This is a genomic window from Novosphingobium sp. 17-62-19, assembly GCF_002256775.1.
Lineage (GTDB): Bacteria > Pseudomonadota > Alphaproteobacteria > Sphingomonadales > Sphingomonadaceae > Novosphingobium.
The window spans coordinates 1-10,314 of sequence record NZ_NCII01000107.1 but is presented as its reverse complement, the minus strand read 5'-3'; the positions used below and the strand labels follow the sequence as shown (position 1 = coordinate 10,314).

Annotated in this window: 7 protein-coding genes and 1 pseudogene; 3 read left to right on the top strand and 5 right to left on the bottom strand. The window is 62.7% G+C overall.

What is annotated here, in order from left to right; translation table 11 throughout:
- Nucleotides 1–1,108: 1,108 nt before the first annotated feature.
- The 5 genes from katG to mdlC all read right to left on the bottom strand — a co-directional run bounded on the left by katG (nucleotide 1,109) and on the right by mdlC (nucleotide 7,479).
- Nucleotides 1,109–3,346: a catalase/peroxidase HPI gene (katG, locus tag B7X90_RS16390; RefSeq protein WP_292626211.1), complete on the bottom strand. Its 2,238-nt coding sequence runs from the start codon at nucleotides 3,344–3,346 to the stop codon at nucleotides 1,109–1,111.
- A gap of 166 nt (nucleotides 3,347–3,512) precedes the next feature.
- Complete coding sequence (locus B7X90_RS16385) at nucleotides 3,513–4,121, bottom strand: DsbA family protein (protein ID WP_292626208.1); 609 nt, start codon at nucleotides 4,119–4,121, stop codon at nucleotides 3,513–3,515.
- A 15-nt stretch (nucleotides 4,122–4,136) separates the two neighbouring features.
- The gene (locus tag B7X90_RS16380; protein ID WP_292626204.1) at nucleotides 4,137–4,634 is read right to left on the bottom strand and encodes an aromatic-ring-hydroxylating dioxygenase subunit beta; all 498 of its coding nucleotides are present in this window, start codon (nucleotides 4,632–4,634) and stop codon (nucleotides 4,137–4,139) included.
- Nucleotides 4,634–5,971: an aromatic ring-hydroxylating dioxygenase subunit alpha gene (locus B7X90_RS16375; protein WP_292626202.1), complete on the bottom strand. Its 1,338-nt coding sequence runs from the start codon at nucleotides 5,969–5,971 to the stop codon at nucleotides 4,634–4,636. Before B7X90_RS16375 ends, B7X90_RS16380 begins: the two co-directional genes overlap by 1 nt.
- Complete coding sequence (gene mdlC, locus B7X90_RS16370; RefSeq protein ID WP_292626213.1) at nucleotides 5,968–7,479, bottom strand: benzoylformate decarboxylase; 1,512 nt, start codon at nucleotides 7,477–7,479, stop codon at nucleotides 5,968–5,970. Before mdlC ends, B7X90_RS16375 begins: the two co-directional genes overlap by 4 nt.
- A 158-nt stretch (nucleotides 7,480–7,637) precedes the next feature.
- Between mdlC and B7X90_RS16365 the strand changes: the two genes are divergently transcribed.
- The 3 genes and pseudogenes from B7X90_RS16365 to B7X90_RS16355 all read left to right on the top strand — a co-directional run.
- Entirely contained in the window at nucleotides 7,638–8,534 is an 897-nt protein-coding gene (locus B7X90_RS16365; protein ID WP_292626199.1) for a LysR family transcriptional regulator, read from the top strand.
- A 79-nt stretch (nucleotides 8,535–8,613) separates the two neighbouring features.
- Complete coding sequence (locus B7X90_RS16360; RefSeq protein WP_292626197.1) at nucleotides 8,614–9,528, top strand: 2-dehydropantoate 2-reductase; 915 nt, start codon at nucleotides 8,614–8,616, stop codon at nucleotides 9,526–9,528.
- 125 nt (nucleotides 9,529–9,653) lie between these two features.
- Nucleotides 9,654–10,223: pseudogene (locus tag B7X90_RS16355) on the top strand (IS1595 family transposase); the annotation flags it as partial.
- Nucleotides 10,224–10,314 lie beyond the last annotated feature (91 nt).

The following is a 10,314-nucleotide window of genomic DNA, read 5'->3' as shown; positions in this document are numbered from 1 at the left end:
GGTCGGGGCTGCGCCCCTCCCTACGATCAGACCAGACAACCGATCCTACCGGCCATCATAGTCGCCGCTCAACCGGCCATCGTAGTTGTCGCCGCGCAGTTCGATCTGCTCGAACGTGTCGAGGAACTTATCGGTCGGCATGGGTATGCGATGCGACTTGCTGATCTCTCACTGCTCCATAGGCATGGGCATCCAAGCAAGGAGTACGGACTGTAGGAAATGTTGCGCGCCGCTGCGTTGAGAGTGGCGCTTTAGAGCGTTTTCCACACGAACTGCCTCGGCGGGGTTTCCCTTTGCGGCGGCGTTGTGATTCAGGCTTCCTGCTGGTGGCAGGAGGCCACTTTTAGCTATTTGGTCCCGGAGATTGATGGTGTGGGTCTGATGTGAAGCGCTGGGGTTCTTTTGCCCAGCATTTGCAGAAGTCGGCTTGCGGGATTTCCGCGTAAGTCTCATCGGCAGGCGGCTGACGTGCGGGAGGCATCGAAGGCGAACCAATGTCAGGTTCCGGCAGATCAGCAGCATGGTGAGCAGCCTCCATGCCGGCCTGGGCTGTGTACCAGTCAAGCCAAGCAGGCCGAGCTATCGACCGGAGCATCGTCATTGCCAACCCGTGAGACACAGACGCATCCGCGCAGCCTCTGGCAGACGAGGATATCCAGATGGCGCGGCTCATCGAAAACTCCCGGTCTGGCGCCCGCTATCTCCTCGACAGCCCCTATGTCGGACTTTCCAGCAACTTGCGAACTGATGGCCCGGTTCAAGTCGCGCCCGCAAAATCCTCACTGGCGCGTGCCTTTCGCAAGGACTGTCCACAGACCGCTGGCGCCTTCTGCTCAAGGCGAGTGCTACCCCCAACACAGCGTTGCTGGGATGGTAGCGTGCAGATATTTGTATTTCAAAACCCGCCTGACTGGTTTGTCCCAATTCTCGGCTTTTTGCGTGCATGTTGTAGTTCACGCGGCCCGCAGCACCAAAATTTCTCAATGAGTTGAGTGTCCATCACTTTCATGTCGGGTGCACCACTTTGCCCGCACAGCGAGCAAAAAGGCGGCGGCAGAGCATTGCCCCGCCGCCGCTGTGCCCGGAACCGGGCCGGAAAGCCAAACGCTCAGAAGCGGTCGGCGTTCATCACTTTGGTCCACGCTGCCACGAAGTCGGTCGTGAACTTGGCCTTGGCATCGTCAGAGGCATAGACTTCTGCCACGGCGAGCAGTTCGGAGTTCGATCCGAACACGAGGTCGACCGGCGTTGCCGTCCACTTCACCGCGCCGCCGTTGCGAGACTTGCCTTCATAGAGGCCCGGCGTTGTGGCCTTGGTCCAGACGTTATCCATCGACAGCAGGTTGGTGAAGAAGTCGTTGGTCAACGTGCCCGGACGGTCGGTGAATACGCCCGCCTTTGACCCACCGGCATTGGCCCCCAGCGTGCGCATACCGCCCACCAGCACGGTCATTTCCGGCACGGTCAGGTTCAGCATGTCAGCCTTGTCGATCATCGCCTCAACCGGAGCGTAGAACGAGTCTGCCGCGTAGTAGTTGCGGAAGGCATCGGCCTTTGGCTGGAGGAAGTTGAACGAATCCACGTCGGTCTGCGCCTGCGTGGCATCGACGCGGCCCGGCGTGAACGGGACGGCTACGTCCTGCCCCGCAGCCTTTGCGGCCTGTTCGATGGCGGCATTGCCGCCCAGCACGATCAGATCGGCGAGGCTCACCTGCTTGCCGCCCTTGGCCCCCTTGTTGAAGCTGCTGCGGATCGCGTCCAGCTTGGCCGTGACCTTGGCCACTTCTGCCGGATCGTTCACCGCCCAGTCCTTCTGCGGGGCAAGCCGCAGACGTGCACCATTGGCACCGCCGCGCATGTCTGTGGCACGGAACGACGAGGCCGAGGCCCATGCCGTGCGCACCAGTTCCGCCGTGGTCAGGCCGGAAGACAGGATGCTGCTCTTCAGTTGCGCAATGTCACCCGCATCGACCATGGCATACTTGGCTTCAGGCAGCGGGTCCTGCCAGGCTAGCGTGACCTTTGGCGCGTCCTTGCCCAGATAGCGGGCCTGCGGACCCATATCGCGGTGCGTCAGCTTGAACCACGCGCGGGCAAAGGCATCGGCCAGCGCATCGGGGTTCTTCTGCCACGCCATCGTGATCTTGCGGAAGCCGGGGTCTTCCCGCATCGCGATGTCGGTGGTGAACATGATCGGTGCGTGCCGCACGTCCGGGCGGTGGGCGTCGGGCACCAGCGTTGCCGCCGCAGGGTCTTTGGGTATCCACTGCGTCGCGCCTGCCGGGCTTTTCGTCTTCACCCATTCGAAGCCGTAGAGGTTGTCCAGATACTGGCTGCTCCATGCAATCGGATTGGCCGACCATGCGCCTTCAAGCCCGCTCGATACGGTGTCCTCGGCGTTGCCCTTGCCGCACTTGTTGGCCCAGCCAAGGCCCTGCTGTTCGATCTTGCCCATGCCGGGGTCGCCCGCCACGCACTCCTCTGGCTTGTGCGCGCCGTGTGCCTTGCCGAAGGTGTGGCCGCCCACGATCAGCGCAGCGGTTTCCTCGTCGTTCATGGCCATCGCGCCGAACGCGCGGCGGATGTCATTGGCGGCAGCCAGCGGATCGGGCACGCCGTTCGGGCCTTCGGGGTTCACATAGATCAGCCCCATCTGGGTTGCGCCCAGCGGACCCTTCAGATTGCCTTTGCCGTCACGACGCTTGTCGTCCAGCATCTTGGTTTCAGGCCCCCAGAACACCAAGTCCGGCTGCCATGCGTCCACGCGGCCACCGGCAAAGCCCAGCGTCTTGAAGCCCATGTCTTCCATGGCAACCGTGCCCGAAAGCACCATCAGATCGCCCCACGAAAGCTTGCGGCCATACTTCTGCTTGATCGGCCAGACGAGGCGGCGCGCCTTGTCGAGGCTGACGTTATCGGGCCACGAATTGAGCGGTTCAAACCGCTGTTCGCCGCCGTCAGACCCGCCACGACCATCGGCCGTGCGATAGGTGCCCGCGCTGTGCCAGGCCATGCGGATGAAGAACGGGCCATAGTGGCCATAGTCCGCAGGCCACCAAGGCTGCGAGGTTTTCAGCGTCTTGCGGATGTCGGCCTTCACCGCATCCAGATCGAGCGAGGCGAACTCCTTGGCGTAATCAAAATCCGGGCCATAGGGATTGGCGTTGACGGCTTCGTTCTGGCGCAGCGCCGTAAGGCCCACGCTCTTGGGCCACCATTCCTTTGTCGCAGTGCCTTCAGCGATAGTGGGTGAAGCGCCACTGTCCTGCGCATGGGCAGCCCCGGTCAACGCCAGCGTAGATCCGGCGGCCAGCAGTGCGGCCAAAGTGAATTTCCTGATTGTCATGGCTGACTCTCCTCCTGTTTTTCCCGCGCACGAACGCGGGCTGGCAAAGGGATATGTCAGTTCAGGAAGGCTGCCCAACGGGTTTGCCTCATCACAGTTATCGATAAAACCGCTAAACGTGCCGCAATTCAGCAACAAACCCGATACTGTGGCGCAGCATCGGAGGCTACCCGATACCGTCTTTGCGAGCCTGCGCCACCGCTTCCATCAACTGCGTGAGTGGTGCCGCACCGCCGAAGCGCGCGTTGCCGATGAGCAGCCCCGGCGTGCCTTGAAACTCCAACGCCTTGGCCCCCGCGTTGCTGCGCCCGATCACAGTGTCGATCTCTTTGGCGCGGGCTTTCATATCCTGTTGCAACCGCGCCCAATCGACACCTGCCGCCTTGGCTGCGGCCTGCACCGAAGCATCGGTGATGCGCCCCGGCTGCGCAAACAGCGCGGCGTTGAACACTGCGTGCTTGCCCTGCCACTGGCTGGCGATAGCGGCGCGTGCAGCCAGCAGCGAGGCCTCGCCAAAGATCGGCCAATCGCGCCACACGATCCGCACCTTGCGATCGCGCGCCAGCAACTGCGCCAGTGTGCCGTGCAGTTTCTTGCAATAGGGGCAGTCGTAGTCGGAAAAGACGATGACCGTCACATCATAGCCCTTGGGCGTCGTCTTGGGCGCCAGCGCCTCTTCCGACATTGCCGGGAACGCGGTTTCGCGCGCGATGGCGGTGGGCGCGAGGGTCAGCAGGGCAGCAGCGATTGCAGCAAGAAAGAGACGGAGCTTCATGCGCAAACCGTGGCGTCAGATCGACGTAATGTCCACCACCGTCGGGATCGTGTCATTGAGCAGGGTTATCTTCTTGCGCGCGATCAGCCACGCCTCGCCCTCGCGCCGCAATGCATATTCATAACGCCCGAAGAAGCACTCGGCGCGGTTCATCCGCACATCGAAGCGGTGACAGGTGAACACCGCGCTCACTTCTGCCGCGTCGGCATCTGCCGCCGTCAGCAGCACGTTGCTGACAACATGCATCACGCGCGGCGGCGGGGTGGAGGCGGTGGACAGCCCCGATGTCAGCCGCATCACCCGGTCTTCCAGATTGCGGCGACCCTTGTAGTAGATCAGCGAAAGCTCGCGGTCGGGGTCGGTGGTCGTCTCGGTTTCGTTGCGCCACGCGGGCATCCAGAATTCGATGTCGTGCGTGAACATCGCCAGCCATTCGTCATAGCGCCGCGTGTCGATCAGCAGCGCTTCGCGGAACAGCAGTTCCTCGGCTTGGGAGCGGGTCAATGTTGCCATCACTCAGCGCCTCCCACGCGCTCTTTCCATGCTCTATAGTATGCGTGGTAAAGCGTTTCGTCGCACAACTGCGAATCCGCCAATACGCTGCGGGCCGGGTTCATGCCGATACGCTCGGAAAAGCGGTTTCCGCCCTCCACCGATGCGGTCATCCCGCGCGTATAGCCTTGCAGCCACGGATCGACCTTCCCGGCAAAGCCGATCTGGCAGTTCTCATAACTCACCGTGTCGTCGGGCGTGGCCATGCCGGTGGGATTGAAGAAATCCTCGTATTGCCGAATGCGCTGGCGGCGCGCGGCATCGCTTTCGCCCTTGGGTGCAATGCACCACGTACGCATTTCGGTAAGGCCGGGGCTGATCGGACGGATCACGCGCAACTGGCTCGATGCATTTTCCGCCACTTGCAGGTTGGGGAAGATCGTCAGGTTGCGCATGTTGAACATCCAGTCGCGCTTGCCCTCGCCGTGCCGCTCCGCCAGCACGGCGGCGCTTTCATAAAGCGGGATGGCAGGCGTTATGCCGAACACGCCCCAGTTCAGCACGTGGCCATTTGGAAACGAATAGCTGCCGCCACCCACGCCCTGCGTTTCTTCCTTCCAGTAGTCGCTGTTTTCCCACACTGAGGCGACAACCTCGCCGCTTGTCTCCTGCTGCCGCCGCTCCAGCACGCGGATGTAGGACGGGTGCGCCGAGGTGAAGTGATAGGCGTCCGAACAGTTTTCCAACTGCAGCTTCCAGTTGGCCTGATAGGTGAAGGTCACCTGCCCCGGCACCAGTTCGGCACCCGCCTCGCTCTGGTCCGCCACCAGATCGAGCAATTTGGCCGCTTCGCCCAGATAGTCGGCCAGCGGCGGCACATCGGCAGAGAGGCTGCCGAACAGGAATCCGCCATAGTTTTCAAAGCATGGGATAGCCGCCAGCCCATGGTCCTGCTGATCGAACGCGGCGCTGTAACACCCTGCCTTGTGCCACTTCACCGCCTTGCTGCGCCCCGCGCTGTCAAAGCTCCAGCTGTGGTAGGGGCACACGTGCAGCCGTGCGTTGCCCGCCTGCGTCTGCGCCAGCCGCGCGCCCTTGTGTGGGCAGGAATTGACGAACGCGCGCAAAGTGCCCTCGCCATCGCGCTGCACCAGAATCGGCACGCGCCCGGCAAAGGCGGTGAAGAAATCGTGGGGGCCGGGGGCCTGCGCGTCCAGCCCAAGGAACACCCACCCACCTTCGAAAATCCGCGCCATCTCCGCCTCGAACACCTGCTCGTCGGTAAAGATCGCGCGGTTCACGCGGAAAATGCCCTCATCGGGCCGGTCGTCGACATAGGCCGCTGTGTCGATGGTCATGCTACCACAGCCTCCACCAGCGTCGGCCCATCAGCAGCGAAGGACCATTGCAGCGCGGCATCCAGCGCGGCGGCATCCTCTGCCCGGCGCGATACCACGCCATGCCCCGTCGCCAGCGCGCAGAAATCGAGTTCGGGGAACTGCGTGCCGACAAGCGTCTGCATCCCGAAGTGCCGACCGAAGCTGTGCAGCGCCTCGTATCGTCCGTTTTTCAGAATCACAAAGCTGACCGGCAGCCCCAGTTGCGCCGCCGCGTGCAGGCCCTGAATGGCATACATCGCCGACCCGTCGCCCAGCACCGCGACCACCTTTTCATCGCGCCGTGCCAGCGCCATGCCGACCGCCGCAGGAAGCCCGTGCCCCAGCCCGCCGCTCGCCGTGGTGTAGAATGTATCGCGCGCCACGATGGGCAAGTGATCGTGCATCGCCCCCCGGCTCGAAGGCGCTTCTTCCACGATGATCGCGCCTTGCGGGCGCAGCGATGCAATCTGCTGCAACACGAAAGCGTCGGTCATCATGCTGCCGTCCAATCGCGCCGGACGGGGGCAGGGCGGCGGCGCAATGCGCTCCAGCGCCGGAGCCGGACCTTCCAGCAGCATCGCCAGCGCGGCATCGCAGTTCGCCACTATGGCCGTGCCCGCCGGTGCCCATGCGGCGTGGACATGGTTGTCGCCGATCAGCCAGACTTCGGCATTCTCCGGCATGTGTGGGCCAGCGCCCTCCACGTGGTAAAGGTTCATCGGCCCACCCAGCGCCAGCACGAAGTCATGCGCAGCAAGCGCCGAAACAATAGCCTCACGCCCTGCGGTCAAAAACCCGGCAAACAGTGGGTGATCCTCGGGAAAGCTGCACCGCGCAGACATCGGCGCAACCCATACCGCCGCCTTGTGGCGTTCAGCCAGCGCAATCACCGCATCCCACGCGCCATCGCGCGCCACGCCCGCACCCACTACAATTGCAGGCGCGCAAGCCTTGGCCAGCGCCGCGCAGCATTCACCGATCACCGCGCGTTCGGGCACCCGCCGCGCATGGATACGGCGCGCGGGGTGCGGCTCGCACGGCTGGTCCCAATCATCGATGGGGATCGAAACGAACGTGGGGCCATAAGGTGGCTCCATCGCCACGTGATAGGCCCGCTCGATGGCGGCAGGCACGTCCTGCGCGCGGGCCGGCTCGCAAGCCCACTTCACGAATGGGCGAGGAAATTCGGTAGGCCGCTCAGCAAACAGGAACGGCTCGTAGGGCAGGATGGAACGCGCCTGCTGCCCCGCCGTCACCACCAGCGGCGTCTGGTTCTTCCATGCAGTGAACAGGTTGCCCAGCGCATGACCCGTGCCCGCAGAGCTGTGCAGATTGACCAGCGCGGCATTGCGCGTCCCTTGCGCAAAGCCATCGGCCATGCCCAGCACGACGCTTTCCTGAAGCCCCATGACATAGCGGAAATCTTCTGGGAAATCCCGAAACATCGGCAGTTCCGTCGATCCCGGATTGCCGAAAATCGTGGTCATGCCCAGTTCGCGCAGCAGCGCAACGGTGGCGTGGCGAACGGTCGGCATAGATTCTCCCAAGTGCGCGTGCCGGTTGCGGCATCAGGCTGGTCGGCAGTGTGTTGCCCTACGGCGATAGTTGCAATTGCATATTTGGCTCAAAGTCATACATAAATTGCATGGATCTGGACGAACGCCAATTGCGCGCATTCCTTGCCGTTGCAGAAACCGGCAGCCTTGGCCGTGCGGCCATGCTGGTTCACCTCACCCAACCCTCGCTCAGCCGCGTGATCCAACGCATGGAGCAGGGCCTCGGCCATCCCCTGTTCGAACGCCAGAGCAAGGGCATGACGCTGACCGCTGCGGGCGAAGCGCTGCTGCCGCACGCGCGCCTGCTACAATCCGAAATGCTCGCCGCCCGTGCCGAACTCGATGCCTTGCGCGGGTTGCGCCGGGGCACGGTGCGGATCGGCGCGGTCGCCGCCGTGATGCGGACCCTTGTCGCGCAATCGTTGGGCAGGCTGTTGCAGGACTTTCCGCAACTGACCGCCGAAGCGATAGAGGCAGTGGACGGCGAACTGGGCGATGCGCTCTCCGGGCGGCGCATCGATCTTGCGGTCACCGCCAGCGAGCTTGATCCCGCCAGTGCCGAACTTATGGGCACGTGCGACTACACCGATGATTTCGCGGTGTTTTGCGCAATGGCAAACCCTATCCCATCAAACCCCACGATGAATCAGCTCGGCAGCCAAGGCTGGGTCATGCCTGGCAAGGCCATGACTCCGCGAATCCAATTCGAAGCAATCTGCGCCGGGTTGGGCCTCGCGCCGCCAGTGATCGCGGTGGAAACGGGATCGGTCGAGATGATGATTGCGGTAAGTGCAAACAGCAACCTGCTGTGCTGGCTGCCGCAGCCACTGTTGGCGGGACATCTGGCCAATGGTCTGATGCGCAAACTCGACGTGCCAGCCATGGAGCGGACACGCCGGTTTCTGCTGTACCGCCGCCGCTCAGGTCTGCTCACGCGCGCTGCCCGGCAGTTCCTCGATTACTTCCCGCTGCAAACGGCCAATTGAATCGGCCAATTGAATCGGGGAGTTGACGCCCGGCCCGAATCGCAGGGACACTCGCGCACATACGTGAGGGGACTTTGTCATGGCGAAAGTGGTGGTTGTCGGTGCCGGAGCGATGGGCTGTCTTTTCGCCGCGCGGCTGGCGCTCGGCGGGCAGGACGTGACCGTCGTCGATGTCAGCGCAGATCGGTTGGACCTCATCGGGCGTGAGGGCATTCACCTGCACGATGACGCCGGGCATCATGTCGCGAAAGTCCGCGCGGCCTTTGCGGCAGACGTGGCAGGGGCGGTCGATCTGGTGATCCTGATGACCAAGGGTATGCACAGCGCCGCCGCCATCGGTTCGGTTGCGCATCTGGATGACGGGTGCTGTCTCGTGCTGACCTTGCAGAACGGCCTCGGCAATGTCGAAGCAATTGCCGATGTGTTTGAAAAGGCGCGCATCCTGTGGGGAGTCACCGACTTTCCCGCAGACCTCGAAGGGCCGAATGCCGTGGCCTCGCACGGGCAGGGCCATATCTGGCTGGGCGGTGTGAATGCGGCAGCGCACGCCCATGCCGATGCCGTGGTGGCATGGCTCAACGCAGGCGATCTCAACGCCGCTGCGGATGCGAAAGTGCAATCCGCCGTGTGGGAAAAGGTCGCTTTTAACGCCGCGCTCAATGCGCTCTCGACCATCACCGGCCTGCCGGTCGGCGGGCTGGATTGCGCTGAGGGCCGCCGCATCGCAGAGCAGGTCCTCGACGAAACCATCGCCACTGCCGCCGCTCTCGGCATCACAGTGGACCGCGCCCGCCTCAAGGCCAAGATCGACTTCGCGCTGGCCAATCACCGCACGCACAAACCCTCGATGCTGCAAGACCGTCTTGCCGGTCGCCCGACAGAGATCGAATCGATCAACGGCGCGATAGAAAAGTTCGCAGCCCAAGCGGGCGTAGAAGTGCCAACAACGCGCCTGCTTGCCGATCTTGTGCGGATGGCCGAACCGCGTTCATAGCGCAGCCAACAAAAGACGCGAGGGGTCCCCGAAAGGATACGATGTACCCAAATTCAGCGGGGCCTATATACTTAACTAGCCAAAAATAATTTGACGTTGTCGGAAAACTTGGCTAGTTAGGTTTCATGAACGACAAGCCCAAAACCGTCAGCCTGTATCAGTTCTTTGAACGCTTCCCGAATGAAGAAGCTGCACGGCAGTATTTTGAGCGCAACCGCTGGAACGGCGAAGTCTCCTGCCCGCATTGCGGTAGCTTGTCGGTCGCGTCGGTTAAGAGCATGAAGCCCATGCCTTACCGCTGCCGCGATTGCCGCCAGCACTTCAGCGTCCGCACTGGCACCGTGCTTGCTGAAAGCCGTCTGCCGCTCCAAAAGTGGCTTATGGCAATCTACATGATGACCACGGCGCGCAAGGGCATCCCGTCAACGCAGATGGCGCGCGAACTTGGCATCACGCAGAAGTCGGCATGGTTCCTCGCACAGCGCATTCGTGAAACGTGGCTGTCAGGACAGGACGGCGGCATGGGCGATCACGTGCAGGTTGATGAAACCTACATCGGTGGCCGCGAAAAGAACAAGCACGCGAACAAGAAGCTTCGCGCTGGTCGTGGCATGGTCGGCAAGATCGCTGTTGCTGGCATCCGTTCGGAAACTGGCGAAGTGCACGCCGAAGTGGTCGCAGGCACCAAGGGGTCACTGCACGAAAGTGAATTTTACGTACGCTAGGGTCGAACGAACGGCGAACGCTGACGGTGCTAGCGTCGGAAAGGTATGACGACAGCCTGGT

Coding starts and splice junctions, on each gene's coding strand:
- katG (WP_292626211.1), bottom strand. CDS start 3,346: ATGACAATCAGGAAATTCACTTTGGCCGCACTGCTGGCCGCCGGATCT.
- B7X90_RS16360 (WP_292626197.1), top strand. CDS start 8,614: ATGGCGAAAGTGGTGGTTGTCGGTGCCGGAGCGATGGGCTGTCTTTTC.
- B7X90_RS16365 (WP_292626199.1), top strand. CDS start 7,638: ATGGATCTGGACGAACGCCAATTGCGCGCATTCCTTGCCGTTGCAGAA.
- B7X90_RS16380 (WP_292626204.1), bottom strand. CDS start 4,634: ATGGCAACATTGACCCGCTCCCAAGCCGAGGAACTGCTGTTCCGCGAA.
- B7X90_RS16385 (WP_292626208.1), bottom strand. CDS start 4,121: ATGAAGCTCCGTCTCTTTCTTGCTGCAATCGCTGCTGCCCTGCTGACC.
- B7X90_RS16375 (WP_292626202.1), bottom strand. CDS start 5,971: ATGACCATCGACACAGCGGCCTATGTCGACGACCGGCCCGATGAGGGC.
- mdlC (WP_292626213.1), bottom strand. CDS start 7,479: ATGACCACGATTTTCGGCAATCCGGGATCGACGGAACTGCCGATGTTT.